Origin of the sequence: Haloplanus sp. C73 (assembly GCF_051195115.1) — an archaeon.
GTDB lineage: Archaea > Halobacteriota > Halobacteria > Halobacteriales > Haloferacaceae > Haloplanus.
Map to the genome: position 1 here is coordinate 756,306 of NZ_JBNTJZ010000001.1, position 14,317 is coordinate 770,622.

At 66.5% G+C, this 14,317-nt stretch carries 15 protein-coding genes; 8 read left to right on the plus strand and 7 right to left on the minus strand.

Annotated elements, in window-relative coordinates; translation table 11 throughout:
- Positions 1-411 precede the first annotated feature (411 nt).
- Entirely contained in the window at positions 412-792 is a 381-nt protein-coding gene (locus ACQUSQ_RS04065; protein ID WP_435067219.1) for a transcriptional initiation protein Tat, read from the plus strand.
- Here ACQUSQ_RS04065 and ACQUSQ_RS04070 read toward each other — a convergent pair.
- A complete protein-coding gene (locus tag ACQUSQ_RS04070) occupies positions 789-2,126 on the minus strand; it encodes a DEAD/DEAH box helicase family protein (protein WP_435067220.1) in 1,338 nt (445 codons plus the stop codon). The genes ACQUSQ_RS04065 and ACQUSQ_RS04070 overlap by 4 nt on opposite strands.
- Before the next feature lie 52 nt (positions 2,127-2,178).
- On the opposite strand from ACQUSQ_RS04070, the gene ACQUSQ_RS04075 reads away from it, so the two are divergent.
- Together ACQUSQ_RS04075 and ACQUSQ_RS04080 are read left to right on the plus strand one after the other, a co-directional pair.
- The gene (locus ACQUSQ_RS04075) at positions 2,179-2,331 is read left to right on the plus strand and encodes a hypothetical protein (protein WP_435067221.1); all 153 of its coding nucleotides are present in this window, start codon (positions 2,179-2,181) and stop codon (positions 2,329-2,331) included.
- Positions 2,332-2,369: 38 nt separating this feature from the next.
- Entirely contained in the window at positions 2,370-3,497 is a 1,128-nt protein-coding gene (locus ACQUSQ_RS04080) for a pyridoxal phosphate-dependent aminotransferase (protein ID WP_435067222.1), read from the plus strand.
- 100 nt (positions 3,498-3,597) lie between these two features.
- Here the strand turns inward: ACQUSQ_RS04080 and ACQUSQ_RS04085 are convergent, their stop codons facing one another.
- Positions 3,598-4,779 (minus strand): redox-regulated ATPase YchF, encoded by a 1,182-nt coding sequence (locus ACQUSQ_RS04085; protein WP_435067223.1) that lies wholly within the window; start codon positions 4,777-4,779, stop codon positions 3,598-3,600.
- A 42-nt stretch (positions 4,780-4,821) separates the two neighbouring features.
- Entirely contained in the window at positions 4,822-5,670 is an 849-nt protein-coding gene (locus tag ACQUSQ_RS04090) for a polymer-forming cytoskeletal protein (RefSeq protein WP_435067224.1), read from the minus strand.
- Between the two features lie 97 nt (positions 5,671-5,767).
- Between ACQUSQ_RS04090 and ACQUSQ_RS04095 the strand changes: the two genes are divergently transcribed.
- Positions 5,768-5,965 carry a DUF5800 family protein gene (locus ACQUSQ_RS04095; protein ID WP_435067225.1) on the plus strand — a complete coding sequence of 66 codons (198 nt, stop codon included), beginning with the start codon at positions 5,768-5,770 and terminating at the stop codon, positions 5,963-5,965.
- Here ACQUSQ_RS04095 and ACQUSQ_RS04100 read toward each other — a convergent pair.
- The 3 genes from ACQUSQ_RS04100 to ACQUSQ_RS04110 all read right to left on the minus strand — a co-directional run bounded on the left by ACQUSQ_RS04100 (position 5,962) and on the right by ACQUSQ_RS04110 (position 9,247).
- Positions 5,962-6,711 carry a ribonuclease H-like domain-containing protein gene (locus ACQUSQ_RS04100; RefSeq protein ID WP_435067226.1) on the minus strand — a complete coding sequence of 250 codons (750 nt, stop codon included), beginning with the start codon at positions 6,709-6,711 and terminating at the stop codon, positions 5,962-5,964. The two genes, ACQUSQ_RS04095 and ACQUSQ_RS04100, sit on opposite strands and share 4 nt — an antisense overlap.
- Positions 6,712-6,835: 124 nt before the next feature.
- Positions 6,836-7,618 (minus strand): hypothetical protein, encoded by a 783-nt coding sequence (locus tag ACQUSQ_RS04105; protein WP_435067227.1) that lies wholly within the window; start codon positions 7,616-7,618, stop codon positions 6,836-6,838.
- A gap of 60 nt (positions 7,619-7,678) precedes the next feature.
- The gene (locus ACQUSQ_RS04110) at positions 7,679-9,247 is read right to left on the minus strand and encodes an ABC transporter permease (protein WP_435067228.1); all 1,569 of its coding nucleotides are present in this window, start codon (positions 9,245-9,247) and stop codon (positions 7,679-7,681) included.
- 136 nt (positions 9,248-9,383) lie between these two features.
- On the opposite strand from ACQUSQ_RS04110, the gene ACQUSQ_RS04115 reads away from it, so the two are divergent.
- From ACQUSQ_RS04115 to ACQUSQ_RS04130, 4 genes are all read left to right on the plus strand, one after another.
- A complete protein-coding gene (locus tag ACQUSQ_RS04115; protein WP_435067275.1) occupies positions 9,384-10,073 on the plus strand; it encodes an SOS response-associated peptidase in 690 nt (229 codons plus the stop codon).
- 171 nt (positions 10,074-10,244) lie between these two features.
- Positions 10,245-10,619, plus strand: a complete 375-nt coding sequence (locus ACQUSQ_RS04120) for a DUF5805 domain-containing protein (protein ID WP_435067229.1) — start codon at positions 10,245-10,247, stop codon at positions 10,617-10,619.
- Positions 10,616-11,629 carry a tyrosine-type recombinase/integrase gene (locus ACQUSQ_RS04125; RefSeq protein ID WP_435067230.1) on the plus strand — a complete coding sequence of 338 codons (1,014 nt, stop codon included), beginning with the start codon at positions 10,616-10,618 and terminating at the stop codon, positions 11,627-11,629. Before ACQUSQ_RS04120 ends, ACQUSQ_RS04125 begins: the two co-directional genes overlap by 4 nt.
- 100 nt (positions 11,630-11,729) lie before the next feature.
- Positions 11,730-13,784: a hypothetical protein gene (locus tag ACQUSQ_RS04130; RefSeq protein ID WP_435067231.1), complete on the plus strand. Its 2,055-nt coding sequence runs from the start codon at positions 11,730-11,732 to the stop codon at positions 13,782-13,784.
- 2 nt (positions 13,785-13,786) lie between these two features.
- Here the strand turns inward: ACQUSQ_RS04130 and ACQUSQ_RS04135 are convergent, their stop codons facing one another.
- Complete coding sequence (locus ACQUSQ_RS04135; RefSeq protein ID WP_435067232.1) at positions 13,787-14,302, minus strand: plastocyanin/azurin family copper-binding protein; 516 nt, start codon at positions 14,300-14,302, stop codon at positions 13,787-13,789.
- Positions 14,303-14,317 lie beyond the last annotated feature (15 nt).

Here is a 14,317-nt window from a genome sequence, read left to right on the forward strand (position 1 = left end):
TGGTGTGATGCTACTGGAGACACCTCGAAAGCCCCGACTCGCTGGAGTCGGGGGACTCGCTGCGCGCGCTCGCTTCGCTCGCGTGCTTGCGTCGTCCACCTTCCTCCAGCGAGTCGCCCCTTTCAGTCCCACCCTGCGTCAGCCGGCTGGTCAGCCGATGCGGGTGGGACTGAAAGGGGCCGGCGTCTCGGCGTACCCGGACGACGCAAGCACCGCAACGCAGTGAGGAGCGTGGTTCGAGAGAGCGAAGCTCTCTCGTCATCACGAAAGAGCGCAATGCGCTCTTTCGAACGACAGCGAGTCCCGGGAGCCGAGACGCCGGGGGCTTTCGAGGTGGGCTGAATTTCGATGGCGTCTTCGAATACTACCTCGCACCGACAACGGTTTTGGGCGGGGGGATGGAGAGGAGATATGCACAGGCGCCGACTGCTCGCACTCGCCCTGCCGCTTCTGGGCGGGTGTTCGTCGCTCCCGAAGGCGTCGGGGCCGCGAACGCCGCCGACGCCGGGGGAACCGGACTCCTCTGCCGACCGCTCGCTCGGCGTGCGGAACCTCGACGTCGAGGAAGCCGAGGACGGCCACCTCCGGGTGCTGGCGACGGTCGTCAACCGCTCGAACACCGACCGCACGCGCACGCTCCGCATCCGCGTCCGCGCTGGCGAGACGCGGACCGAACGGCAACAGACGGTGTCCGTCGCCGCGGGCGAGTCACAGGAAGTCGCCTTCGACTTTACCGACGTTGCCTACGACGACTTCTCGGGCGATGGCTCGCTGAACACGGCGTGGCTCTAGCGCCGACGCTCGGCCACCCGCTCCTCTGCCGTCTCGGCGGTCACCACCTCGTACAGAATCGCGGCTCGCCCGTCGGATTTGGGGCGGAGGATACGTCCCAGTCGCTGGGTGAACTCGCGTTCGCTCCCGCTCCCGGAGAGGAGGACGGCGACGCTCGCGTCGGGAACGTCGACGCCCTCGTCGAGGACGTTCGCGGTGACGACGCGGGTGTAGTCGCCGCGCCGGAAGCGGTCCAGAATCGACCGGCGCTCGCTCGCGCCCGTCTCGCCCGTTATCGCGGGGAGCAGAAACCGCTCGGAGAGGCGATAGACGAGGTCGGTGTGGGCGGTGAAGACGATGACGCGGTCGTCGCGGTGGCGACCCAGTAACCGCTCCAAGGCGTCGACTTTCGCATCGGCGTTCATCATGATTTCGCGCGCCTCCTGTTTGGCCAACAGCGCCTCGCGCGCCCGGGGGTCGCTCCCAGAGCGCTTGACGAGTTCCTGATAGTCGCTGCCGGAGGTGAGCGAGAGTCCAGAGGTCTTCAGGTAGTCGACGAACGTGCCTTGGGCGTCGTCGTAGGCCTCGCGCTCTTCGGGCGTGAGCGTGACCTCGATTCGCCGGAGGTCGTAGTCCGCGAGATGCTCGCCCGCCAAATCGTCGACGGCGAGGTCGTAGACGACGGGGCCGACCAACTCCGCGACGGCCTCGTGGGCGCCGTCCGGGCGCTCGAAGGTGGCGGTGAGGCCGAGACGGGCGGGGGCGGCGAGCAGTCGCGCCACGTCGCGATACCCCTCCCCGCCGAGGTGATGCACCTCGTCGAAGACGACGAAGCCGAACCGGTCGCCGAGTTCGTCGGCGCGGAGATACGCGGAGTCGTAAGTCGACACCGTGACGGGTTCGAGGGTTTGCTCGCCGCCGCCGAGTTGGCCGACGGGCACGTCGAACTCGGTTTCGAGTTCGCGGCGCCACTGGGTCAGGAGGTCGATGGTGGGGACGACGACCAGCGTCGGCACACCGAGTTGGGCCATCGCGGCGACGGCGATGACCGTCTTGCCGCTCCCGGTCGGGAGTTCGAGGACGCCCCGGCGGTCGTTGGCGGTCCACGCGTCCAGCGCTTCGCGCTGGTAGTCCCGCAGGTCGTACTCGGTCGCAAGGTCGAGTGCGGGCAGGTCGAGGACGCGGTCCTCGTAGTCCACGCCGGCGTCGTTCAAGGCGCGCCGGAGGGCGGCGTAGCGGTGGGCGGGCACGCGATAGGTCCCGCTTCGCTCGTCGGGCGTGACGGGGAGGTCGGTGGGGTCCACGTCGCCGTCGAGGCGAATCGTGCCGTCCTCGAACCGGCAGACGAGAGTCACGTCTGGCGTTCGAGGGGTGGAAATAAATGCCCTCCGACCCCGAGCGTACACTATGAGCGACATCGATGAGGCAGTCGACGCGTTCCTCGACGCGGCCGAAGGCGTCTACGACGAGTACGACGACGGCTACATCGACGCCGACACGGCGCTGTCACAACTCGGCGACCACGTCTCCACCCTCCGGGACGCCCACGAAGAGGAGTAACGGGAACACCTATGCCGGGGCGGTCCCGGATGGTGAATATGAGCGAGTTCTCCGCACGCGTCGAATCGATTTCGATTAGCGGCATCCGCGAGGTGTTCGAAGCGGCGGGCGAGGACGCCATCAACCTCGGCCTCGGCCAACCCGACTTCCCGGCGCCCGACCACGCCCGACAGGCCGCCGTCGACGCCATCGAGGCCGGCGAAGCCGACGCCTACACGAGCAACAAGGGCATCCAGCCCCTCCGCGAGGCCATCGCCGCGAAACACGCCCGCGACCAAGGGGTCGACGTCGACGCCGGCGACGTCATCGCCACCGCGGGCGGGAGCGAGGCGCTCCACCTCGCGCTCGAAGCCCACGTCGACCCCGGCGAGGAGGTCATCTTCCCCGACCCCGGGTTCGTCTCGTACGACGCGCTGACGAAAGTCGCGGGCGGGACGCCCAAACCCGTCACCCTTCGCGACGACCTGACGCTGGACCCGGCGGCGGTAGAGGAGGCTATTACCGACGACACCGCCGTCTTCGTCGTCAACAGCCCCGGCAACCCGACGGGCGCAGTCTCGCCCGAGGAGGATATTCGGGAGTTCGCCCGCATCGCCGACGAACACGACGTGGTCTGTGTCTCCGACGAGGTGTACGAACCCTTCGTCTTCGAGGGCGACCACCACTCGCCGATGACCTACGCCGACACCGACAGCGTCGTCACCGTCAACGGCTGTTCGAAGACCTACTCCATGACGGGGTGGCGGCTGGGCTGGGTCACGGCGTCCACCCGTCGCATCGAGCGAATGCTCCGCGTCCACCAGTACGTGCAGGCCTGCGCGTCGGCGCCGGCGCAGTACGCCGCCGAGGCGGCGCTGACGGGGCCACAGGACGTCGTCGACGAGATGCGGGAGACGTTCGAGACGCGGCGGAACCTCCTGCTGGACCGCTTTGCCGACATGGGCATCGAGGTGCCGACGCCGAAGGGGGCGTTCTACGCCATGCCGAAGGTGCCCGAGGGGTTCGTCGACGCCTGTATCGACCGCGGCGTCGTCGTCGTCCCCGGCGACGCCTTCGGGCCGGGCGGCGCGGGCCACGCCCGCATCTCCTACGCCAACGACACCGAGACGCTTCGGGAGGCACTCGACGTGATGGAGCGTGTGGTGACCGACCTGCGCGACGAATAAACTCGAATAAACGGGGCTGAGTGGGACAAACGCTACGTTAAACTATCCACGCGCCGTGAGTTCATACGCCCGCTGACGACTCGGAACGGGGCCCCTCCACTCAGTTCGCGGTGCTGACGATTTTGATGACGTCTCCCTCCGCCAGTTCGTGGTCCTCGCCGATGCGGCGGTCGGACCGCGCGTCGACGGCGTGGAGATACCCCTCGCCGATGTCGGAGTGGATGGCGTAAGCGAGGTCACGCGGCGTCGACCCCCGAGGCAGGAGCATGGCGTCGGGGAGGACGGTGCCGCTCCCGTCGGTCCATCGGGTCTCGTTCTGGACGGGGTAGACGGTGATGTGGTCGAGCAGGTCGTAGACGGCGTGGTCGATGGCCGCCTGAACGCCAGTGCCGCCGTACTCGGCCATCACGTCGCGGATTCGGTCGAGGCCCTCGCGCTGGGCGTCGGTCACGTCGCCGACGATGTCGAAGTCGGCGTCGCCGGGGTCGTAGTCGATGACGCCGGCGTCGGCGGCGGTGCGCAGGGCGAGTTCGCCGTCGGCCGTCGTCGGGATGACGGGCTTGTCCGTCTCGCGCAGGCGGTCGAGGTTCTCGGGCGGCGCCACGTCGGCCTTGTTGGCGGCGATGAGAAGCGGCTTGGTGCGGGCGCGAATCTCCTCTGCCAGCGCCGTGCGATGCTCGTCGGTCCACTGAATCGGGTCCTCGGGATATTCAAGGTCGCGGAGGCTGGCGGCCACGTCGGCTACCGTCGCGCCGAACCCGGTGAGCATCGAGGTAAGCGCCTCGTCGATGTCGAATTCGGGGGACCGGGACTTGCGCTCGACGCCCTCCCAGTTGCTTTCGATGATGCCGGCCAGCCACTGGTCCATCTCGCGCTCGACGAAATCGACTTCCTCGACGGGGTCGTAGGCGCCCACCTCGACGGGTTCGCCCTCGGCGTTCGTCTCGCCGGCGGCGTCGACGACGTTCAGGATGGCGTCGGCGTTGGTGAGTTCGTCCAGAAACTGGTTGCCGAGGCCCTTCCCCTCGTGGGCGCCGGGGACGAGACCCGCGACGTCCAGCAGTTCGACGGGGACGTAGCGCTTGCCGTCGTGACAGCGCTCGTGTCCGCAGCGCTCGTCGAGTGCGAGACAGGGGCAGTCGGTGCGTGCGTGTGTCACGCCACGGTTGGCGTCGATGGTCGTGAAGGGGTAGTTCCCGACGTCGACGTCGGCGCGCGTGGCGGCCTGATAGAACGTCGATTTGCCCGCGTTCGGCTTGCCCGCGAGCGCGAGAGAGAGCATACTGGACGTGGGCGGGTCGGCGGGAATTTACTTTCGGTCCCGCTACTCGGCCTCGCGGTTCGCCTCGCGGAGAATCCGCATCTCGCCCCGCGACCGGATGGAGCCGTCGACGACGGCGTCCTCGTGGAGTTCGAGGTCGGTACACGACACGTCGCCGAGGACGCGAACGCCGCTCGCGAGTTCGACGGTGCCGCCACGGGTCGTCACGTCGCCGTGGATGCGCGTCCCCTCGGCGACGGACACGTCGCCGCGGGCGCGGAGACTCCCGAAGACGTTGTTGTCGGCGCCCATCTCGATTTCGCGGGCGCGGAGGTTGCCGTGGAGACGACAGCCGTCACCGACCGTGGCCGGCGTCGACACCTGCCACGAGTCGTCTGAGACGGTGCCGCCCCGCGGAATCACCAGCGGGTCGTTCGGCGCGTCGCCGCCCAGCGCCTCCGCGATTTCCTCGGCGGCGTCCGTCTCGCCCACCCGCAGGAGTTGCGAGAGGACGACGAAGTAGAAGACGAGTGTCGGGACGGGGTTGCGGATGACTATCCAGCCGTTGGCCTCGAACCCCTCGTCGATTTCGACGTCGTCGCCGATGTCGAGGTCGCCCGAGACCATGAGTTGGCCGCCGACGTGGACGCGTTCGCCGAGGTAGGCGTCGTCGCCGACGAGGACGTTCCCGGCCACGTCACACCACATATCGAGTCGGCAGTCGCCCTCGGCTTCGATGTCGCCACCGAAGCGAACGCGCTCGCCGGCGACGACGTTGCGCCCGCGGACGCCGAACTCGACCGTGCTCTGTCCGCCGACGATGACGTCGCCGTCCGTGACGAGGTCGTGTTCCTCGACCGTCGTCCCGTCCGGTATCTTCAACTCGTCGAGCGGGTCCCTCCCGAGTGCCACGCGCGGGTGTTCACACTACGGCTATTAAAACCGCCGTCAGACGCTAGTCTGACGCGAGGACGGCAGGGTTTTTTTCGGGCGACCAGTAGGGTTGGGTATGACCACGCTTTCCTTCGACGAACAGGGAGTCGACGTCGTCTACGAGGGGACCGAGTTCCGCCTCGAAAAGGTACTCATCGAGGAGGCAGTCGGCAAACAGTACCCCGACGTGACCGACCACGAGGTGTTACAGATGGTCGAGAAAGACCCGACCCTCGGGGGCGAACCGCGCCGCATCGGCGACATCATCCACTAAAAGGTCGCGTCCTCGGGACAGCAGGCGTCGTGGAGACGCGTCGTGACGAGGTCCGCGAGTCGTTCGAGGTTCTTCGTGTCCTCGCGGTTGTACGAGACCAGTTCGTCGAGCGCCGCGTCGTCGCCGCGTTCGTACTCCCGCCAGAGGCGGACGGCGTCCTCGCCGGAGAGGTCCGGCCGGTCGCGGTCGATGCCTACCTCCTGCTCGATGTGTTTCAGGCCGCCGGTCAGGTCCAGTCGCCGGCAGGGGTACATCAGGTCGAGGTGGGGCACGTCGATGTCGAGGTCGAACGACGTTTCGAGGAAGGGCACGTCGAATCGCGCGCCGTTGAAGGTGACGATGAGTGGGGCGTCCGCGAACTGCTCGCGGAGCGCGCCGGCGGTGAGGTTGTCGCCGCGGACGAGCGTCGTCACGTCGCCGTCGCGGTAGAAACTCACCGTCGTCACGTCGTTGCGGTCGGCGTCGAGGCCCGTCGTCTCGATGTCGAAACAGAGCGCGTCGTTTCGGAAGTTTTCGTAGAGGCGCCAGCGCTCGCCGGAGGGAAAGGAATCGTCGAAAAACCGCGCGTCGCCCCGGCTGAGGTGGTCGGTGGCGATATCGACGAACTCGTGGATGCGGTCGGCTGTCTTCGGGCCGACGACGGAGCCGTCGAACGCGTCCCAGTGGGTGATGCCCGCCTCCCAGAGTCGGCGCTCGGTCGTCTCGCCGACGCCACGGACGGGGATGAAGCTGTTCTCGATGCGCACACGTTCACTGGCCGGCGCGAGCGCAAAAACCTCGCGCTTGCGGTCGTAGTGATTATTGTAAGTCCAGTACCGGTGTGTTTCTGTCCGTTCGGTAACACACCGGTAAACAGTTACATGAACTCTCTCAGTACGAGAAGGGGTCGGCCGTGCCGAAGTCAGACGACCAGCCGTCGGGCTTCAACTGGACGTACGCCCGCGCACCGATAGCGACGGAGACGATGCTCGCGACGGCACCGACGAGGACGCTCACCAGCGCGGTGACGAGCGGCGACACGCCAGCGAAGCCGAGGACGAGGCTGGGAATCGCACTCACCAGCCCGATGGCGAAGATGATGATGAGCAGGAGGAACACGGCGAGGCGGTTGTCTTTGGTCAGGTCCCACCCCGAGCGCAGGGCGTCGATGGCGTTGCGTTCCTCGACGACCACCTCGAACTGGACGAAATACAGCGCCACGGCGAGGTAGATGCCGGGGATAATCAGGAGGATGGTGCCGATGCCGATGAGCACGTTGACGATGAACCCCGCGACGAGGGCGTTGACGACGACCCACGGCAGGCGACGAGTGACGCCGGACGGGAAGGTCCGCCGAGCGTCGCTGACGAAGGTCCGAATGGCGACGACGCCCACAATCTGACTGACGACGAGTTGGGTGAGAAAGAGGACGACGGCGACTGCGAGGCCGACGTCGAGGGCGAGCGCCCCAGTACCGGCACCCGGCGTGGTCGGGGGGGCGGCGCCCGGCTCCATCGACTGTTGAATGGCGTCCATCACCGCCAAACTGAGGGTCTGGGCGGTGACGGTCGAAGCGATACCGACGACGAGAAACGCCACAAACAGGAGTCCGGCCACGCGCGTCGGAATGCGCATGAAGCCGTTCTCGAGTGCGGCGGGGATGTCGAGCGACATGAGGGCACATCGACAATTCAACTCGATAGACAAATAGATGCGGATGACGCGACGGCGAATTCAGGCGCTCGCCGTCGTGTTGTTGGCCGGACTCACGCGGACCGTCTCGTTGCCGTAGACGGCCATCGTCTCGACGACGGTGCCGTTCGGGGCGACACGCTCGACGACGATTCGCGGGGGCCGGTCCGTGTCACTCGGCCCCGTTGGCTGTCCGTCGAGACTCTCCCCTTGGAGGAACGCCGTCACTTCGGGTGTCGTACTGACCTCGTGGACGTCGCTCGACCGAGCGTTCACGAAGGCGATGTAGGCGATGCCGCTACTGTCGTCGGGGACGACCCGAACCTCCCAGTAAAGTTGGCCGTCGACGACGACGGGCACGGGTTCGGAGGGCGTAAATCGGTTCCAGTCGGTCGTGCGCGCGGCCTGTCTGACGTAGTCGGTCGCTTTGCGCGCGCCGAACAGCGATGCCGAGGGCGAGTACACCTCGTACGCGCCCGTCCGGGCGTCGACCGTCCACACTTCCTTCAGCCCCTGTGCTTCCCCGTAAGGTTCGACGGCGACGACGTACTTCGGCCCGTCCTCGGTGAAGACGACGAAGGGTTGGTCGTTGTCCTCGCCGGGAACCGGTGCGATTTCGACTTCGTCTTCGTGGCTCGTGAACGTGTTGACGATGCCGTTTCGGTACTTGGTCGCCGCGACGGATTTGCGTGTCAGTTCGACGGGATAGAGCGTCTGCTCGCTGAGCGCGGGGTGGTCGCGAGCCGCAGACGGCGAGAGGTCCTGCACGCGGCCGTCGGAGTGAATCAGCGCGACGCCACCCCATTCCGGTGTCGTGTGCGGAACCGGAAGCCAGTGGAACTCGGGTTTGGTGTAGGGGACCGCGATGTACTGCTCGCCGTCGTGGACCACCATGAACGGGTCCTCGTAGTCGACGAGGTAGTTCGCGCGCTTGAGCGTGGCAAAGCGGTAGTTGTTGTAGAACGCGGGGCCGATGCCGCGTTCGAGGTCGCCGACGACGGTGTCGACCTCGGCGTTCTGCTGGGTCATATCGACGAGGACCGTCCCGTGTTGGCGCTTGGTGTAGTGGTTGAACGCGCCGTCGGGCGCGAGCGCGTACGACCAGTAGGGCGTGCCGTTCCGGACGGTGATGTCGCCGCCATCGGTTCGGTACTGCGGGAAATTGAGCGTGTTTGACGCGTAGCGCGACGCGACCGACTTCGTCACGACCCGCGGACGGTCGGCGTCGGACTCGGGCAACGTCTCTGCGGTGTCGGCTCGGGCCATCGTGTCACGTCCGAGTTCCGCCCCGGCGAACAGGCCGGCGACGCTCGACCCGAGCAAAAGAACGACGACGAAGACGGCGAATCCGACCTGTCCATCGGCAATCGTGCCGAGTCGTCGGCGAAGCGCCACGGCGACGGCCACTCCGACCGCCGCGGCGACCGGCAGGACCGGCGTCGTGTACACACCGTAGACGGCGGTGTGAAGCCACGGTCGAAAGTACCAGCCGAACGCGAGCGCAGTGAGGGCAACGACGGCGCCGAGGCCGCGCATCGCGCGCGGATGGCTGGCGTACAGTCGACTCAATGCGTCTCGAATCGCGAGTAGCGTCTCGTCGAGGGAGGGCACATCTCAGGAGCGTGATTGCGGACCTATGACTGTATCGGAGCGGGTGGAAATCTGTATAGCGACATGAGATTTATCCGTCGCGCCACGAACGTCGCGCGCCGACTGGTTTATGCCGACACCGACCGAAGGGTCGACGATGTGTGGCCGGTACACGCTATTCACTCCAGCCTCGGAACTCGCCGAGCGATTCGAGACGGCGGCGCCGGACGTGGACGCCCGATACAACTGCGCACCCGGTCAGGACCTCCCCGTGATTACGGGAACGGGAGAGTTCACCCACCAGCGGTGGGGGTTGCTTCCCGAGTGGGCCGACGACAGGTCACAGGCGTCGATTAACGCGCGGGCAGAGACACTGACCGAGAAGCCGAGTTTCGCCGAGTCGGTCGAACACCGGCGCTGTCTCGTTCCCGCCGACGGGTTCTACGAGTGGGTGAACCGAGACGAATCGACCCAGCCCTACAGGGTGGCGTTCGAAGACGGCCGCCCCTTCGCCATGGCCGGCATCTGGTCGCGGTGGCAACCACCGACCAGACAGACGGGGCTAGGCGAGTTCGGAACCGGGACCGTGAGCGACCCGGAGCCAATCGACACCTTCGCAATCGTGACGACGGAGCCGAACGACCTGATTGCCGACCTCCACCACCGGATGGCAGTCATCCTCGACCCGAGCGAGGAATCGACGTGGCTCCACGGCGATATCGAGGACGCCCTCGCGTGCTGTGACCCGTATCCTGCGACCGACCTGACAGCCCATCCCGTCTCGACTCGCGTGAACGACCCGAGCAACGACGACCCGTCGCTGGTGCAGGAGACGACCGAGGCGTGAGCGGTGAAATATTGTATTTGTGTGAGTGTCTTCATTCTACTACCGAGATAAGTGCTGCTAGCACAAATCTTCCGAAATCCACCCACCAAATAGGGTACTATCACTTCAAATAAGGCCACTTATCCCCTCGAGTAGGACTACTTTGAAGTGCGAGGGGTTCGAGGGCCAACTATGGCCGACGCCGACAGCGTCCCGGTGAAGACGTACGTCCCGCCCTACCAGAAAGAGCGCTGGCGCGAACACGCCGACCGACTCGGCATGAGTCAAAGCGAGTTCGTCCGGACGATGGTACAGGCCGGGCGACGAGATTTTGAAGTGCCCGAGCGGACCGAAACGGAGGAACCCGCTGAAGATGGGTCTTCGGGGCTCGAACCCCAGGTGAAAGACGCCTTGAGCGCCGAGGAACACCGTTCGTGGGACGACCTGCTCGCGACCCTGACCGACGGGATGGAAGACCGCCTCGAAGACGCGCTCTCGGAGTTACAGGAAGCGAACGCCGTCCAGTACAGCGGGCGCCACGGCGGATACGCGCTGGTCGACGAATGAGCGAGGCCGTCGACGACCCCGTGGGCTATTTCCTGCAAGACATGACCTACCACGGGAAGACCGATCGAACCCGAAGCGCGTACGAACGGGTGCTCCGAAAGTTCGAGGCCTTCCTCGAATCGGAACGGGACGTGACTCCCGCCACCGCGGAGCATCGCGATTGCATGGCGTGGATTCACCGCCTGCGAAACTCGGTCGCCGAGAGCACCGTCGCCACCTACGCCGCCTACCTCCACCGATTCTACGCGTACATGACACAGGTCGGCACGTTCGACTCGAATCCCATGGCGCTGGTCGTCGAGGAGATGGACGAGCGCATCAACACCGACCCCGCGCGGCGGGAAATCTCCGTCCCGGAGATGCGCGATTTTCTCGCGTCCATCGCTCATCCGCTCGACCGCGCGCTCCTGATAACCCTGCTCAAAACGGGAGTACGGGTGGGTGAACTGTGCAATCTCGATTTGCGCGACCTCTCGATACCGGAGACGCGAGACGCCCTCGACGTCCCGGTGCGCCCGCAACTCGACGGCCGAGGCGACGCCCTGTTCGTCGCCGCCGACCGCGCCGTCGGCGACGTCATCGACGGTGAGCGCCGGACGGCGGCGAACAAGCGCAAGCGAGCGACGGTGATTCCCGTCGACGACGAACTGCGGCGGGTACTGACCCGTTGGCTGGCGATTAGACCCGACCCCGCCGAGGCGAACCCGCTGTTCGTGAGCACGAGAGACGGATGGGGCGAGCGCATCACCCCCCACGCTGTCCACCATATCGTCGAATCTCACGCGAGCGAGCGCGGGTGGCACCGCGACGGCGGCGGCGCCGAGGAGAACGTCACTCCCCACTACTTCCGTCACTTCTTCACGACCCACCTCCGGGACCGAACCGGTGACCGAGGCATCGTCAAGTACCTCCGTGGGGACGTCGCAAGCGACATCATCGACACCTACACCCACGACTGGGGGGACCGAGTCCGGCAAACCTACGAAGCGAATATCTATCAGCTGACGTGAGCGGCGTCGGAGCGAGAACAGATGAAGTGTATATCGCTATACGAAATGCACGCCTCGGGCAGCTACCAAAATTTATGTGCAGATGAGCGAGTCGTGGGGTATGCCGCGTTCCTCGATAGTTGCGTGTGTCGCGGCGGTCCTCCTCGTTCTCTCGGCGACGCTCGTCGTCGGGGGACAGTCGGCCGTGCGCCCGACAGAGGCCACGGTTTCGACGCCCGTCCAGTTCGACGGAGGCGTCGAGACGGCAGACGCGCCGGGTGAACCGCTTCACGACTGGCAGTCGTCGCCCGACGACGGCGCCGCCTTCTACGGCGTCGACAAGCGACACCTGTACTACTACGACGCGACGACGAACACGATTCGAGTCGTTGAGCGACCCAACGCGCGGACGTTCGTGAACGAGGGACTGCTGGTCGGTCGCTACCTAGCCCCGAGCGGCCAGAACATCAGTGACTACACGCTCGCCTCCAGAGAGCCGGTTCGATACACCGACCGCGGGACCCTCGCCGTGGGAACGACGTTCGGACCATTCGTCTACGACGTGTCGGAGCGACGATGGGCCAGCCGGGCCGACGAGCCAATCGGCGGGTATCCGACGATTACGACGAGTCCGAGCGGCGTCGCCACCGCTGGACCGTACTACGTGATGACGGCGAACTCCGACCTGTTTCTCGCGCCGGGAGACTGGGTCGGTCACGTCGCCGAGCCACCGGAGCGATTCGAGACCGGCGAGTATCCACACCTCACGAGCGAGGCCCGCCTCGCGGCGTACTCCGACCGCGTCACGAAGACGGGCTTTCCCATCGTCTTCCGGGGGACCGTCGGTGTGACCAACGAGCCACCGGACCAAGTGGCGCGAGGGAGTTCCCCGTGGGCGGTGTGGGAGGACGGCGAGACGGTTCGGTTCGCCGAGCCGAACGCCGGACCGACGGCCGTGTACGACGGCGCCGGGGATGGAACCGTCGTCATCAGCGGAAGCGAGTTCGTCGCTTACAACGTGACGACGGCCGAGGCAGAGTGGCGTCGCGACATTCCGATGAGCCCCGTCGCTCGGCGTGGAGATACCCTCTACACACACGAGCGAACGCTCGACTTAGCGACCGGCGAGACGACCAGTCTGTACGGCGAGGATGGAAGCAGTCACGTCGAGGCCGAACTCAACGGAACGTCGGTCGGCGGACACTTCGAGACGATACGGCGAATAACCCCCGATGGGCGATACGTCGCGCTGACGATGACGGGGCAGTCCCAACTCGGGAAGTACCGAATGCGCGGGGTTCGCGTCGTCGACACCGAGACTCGCACCGTCGTGGCCCAGCGGACACTCCTCGGCGATTACGAGTCGAGATGGGCGTCCGACGGCCGGAACTATCGCGTCGCGACGACGACCGACCACGCGCTCGTCGTCTCACCGACGCAGCTCTATCCGAGGCCGGGAACCACGCCCGACGAGGAGGCGAGCGTCGTCGACTTGGAGACGAACGAGACGGTGTCGACCGTCGACTTCGACCCCGGCCGCAAGACGAGGGTTCGCGGGACCGAGGACGGGTTGTTCGCCATCGCGACCGTCCCCGTGAACGACACGGAGCGGTTCGGCCGCGTGAACGGAACGCTCACCGTGTACGACCCGGACCGGGGCGAGACAGTCGGGCAGCGGTCCCTGTCGCTGGCGGCGGGAGAGCGTGTCGACTCGATGCGGACCCGACAGGGTGATATCTACGTGTTCACGACGGGGGACGGCCGGACACGCGTCAGGGCCTACGAGGGCGTCGACGACTCCCTCTCGGTGCGCGCGTCGGCGGACGAGGGCGGGGTGACCGTCTCTGTCTCGGAACTGAGTGGTGACCCCGTTCGCGACGCCGTCGTCAGCCTGAACGGGACCGAGCGACGGACGGACGCGACTGGGAACGCGACGTTCGACGTTGCCTCGCCCGCAGAGTCGGGTCCCACCTCACACCAACTCCGCGTGGATGCTGGCAATCGGACCCACCGGACGCAACTGACGGTCACGTACGAAGAAGTGGCAAGGACCCAATCGAGCGTCGGCGGCGGGCAGGCGGCGACGGACGCCTCGTCGCCGGGGTTCGGCTGGCTGGCCGCGTTGCTCGCGGTCGTCGGATGCGGTCTCTGGCGGCGACACCGCGATTCAGTGTAGCGTTATCGAACCGTCACCCGCCCGACCATATCGTCGTGGGCGTGGAGAACACAGACGTACGCGTAGTCGCCGGCCGTCTCGAACGTGTGGGTGTAGCGTGACTCGGCGGCGTCGATTGCTTCCCTGTTGTCTGCCGGGTCGCTCCCGAAGGGTTCGGCGTCCGCGGGCAGTTCCACCCGCGGGTCGTGGTCGGGATGCCCGCAGACGTTGTGGCCGGTGGATTCGAACAGCCACTCGACCGTCTCGCCCGTCGAAATCCGAACGTCCGGCGGCACGAACTCGGCGTAACTGCCGTCGGGACCAACCTCGATAGTGACGTCCGCTTCCGGGGCAGGCGTCGGTGTCGCCGTCGGCGTTGCCGTCGGGTCGGGCGTCGGCGTTGCCGTAGACGCCGGGGTGGCGGTCGCGGTACTATCGCTGTCTCCACCACCGAGGACGGGGACGCTGGAACAGCCAGCGAGGACGACGCTCGCGAACGTCGCCGCGAACGTCCGTCGACTCGCGAGTCGGCGCGTCATCGGCACACCGTTGCC

What these genes read in the sequence shown, in the direction of transcription:
- ACQUSQ_RS04065 (WP_435067219.1), top strand. Translation starts at nt 412, where the DNA reads ATGCACAGGCGCCGACTGCTCGCACTCGCCCTGCCGCTTCTGGGCGGG.
- ACQUSQ_RS04075 (WP_435067221.1), top strand. Translation starts at nt 2,179, where the DNA reads ATGAGCGACATCGATGAGGCAGTCGACGCGTTCCTCGACGCGGCCGAA.
- ACQUSQ_RS04080 (WP_435067222.1), top strand. Translation starts at nt 2,370, where the DNA reads ATGAGCGAGTTCTCCGCACGCGTCGAATCGATTTCGATTAGCGGCATC.
- ACQUSQ_RS04085 (WP_435067223.1), bottom strand. Translation starts at nt 4,779, where the DNA reads ATGCTCTCTCTCGCGCTCGCGGGCAAGCCGAACGCGGGCAAATCGACG.
- ACQUSQ_RS04095 (WP_435067225.1), top strand. Translation starts at nt 5,768, where the DNA reads ATGACCACGCTTTCCTTCGACGAACAGGGAGTCGACGTCGTCTACGAG.
- ACQUSQ_RS04105 (WP_435067227.1), bottom strand. Translation starts at nt 7,618, where the DNA reads ATGTCGCTCGACATCCCCGCCGCACTCGAGAACGGCTTCATGCGCATT.
- ACQUSQ_RS04115 (WP_435067275.1), top strand. Translation starts at nt 9,384, where the DNA reads ATGTGTGGCCGGTACACGCTATTCACTCCAGCCTCGGAACTCGCCGAG.
- ACQUSQ_RS04120 (WP_435067229.1), top strand. Translation starts at nt 10,245, where the DNA reads ATGGCCGACGCCGACAGCGTCCCGGTGAAGACGTACGTCCCGCCCTAC.
- ACQUSQ_RS04125 (WP_435067230.1), top strand. Translation starts at nt 10,616, where the DNA reads ATGAGCGAGGCCGTCGACGACCCCGTGGGCTATTTCCTGCAAGACATG.
- ACQUSQ_RS04130 (WP_435067231.1), top strand. Translation starts at nt 11,730, where the DNA reads ATGCCGCGTTCCTCGATAGTTGCGTGTGTCGCGGCGGTCCTCCTCGTT.
- ACQUSQ_RS04135 (WP_435067232.1), bottom strand. Translation starts at nt 14,302, where the DNA reads ATGACGCGCCGACTCGCGAGTCGACGGACGTTCGCGGCGACGTTCGCG.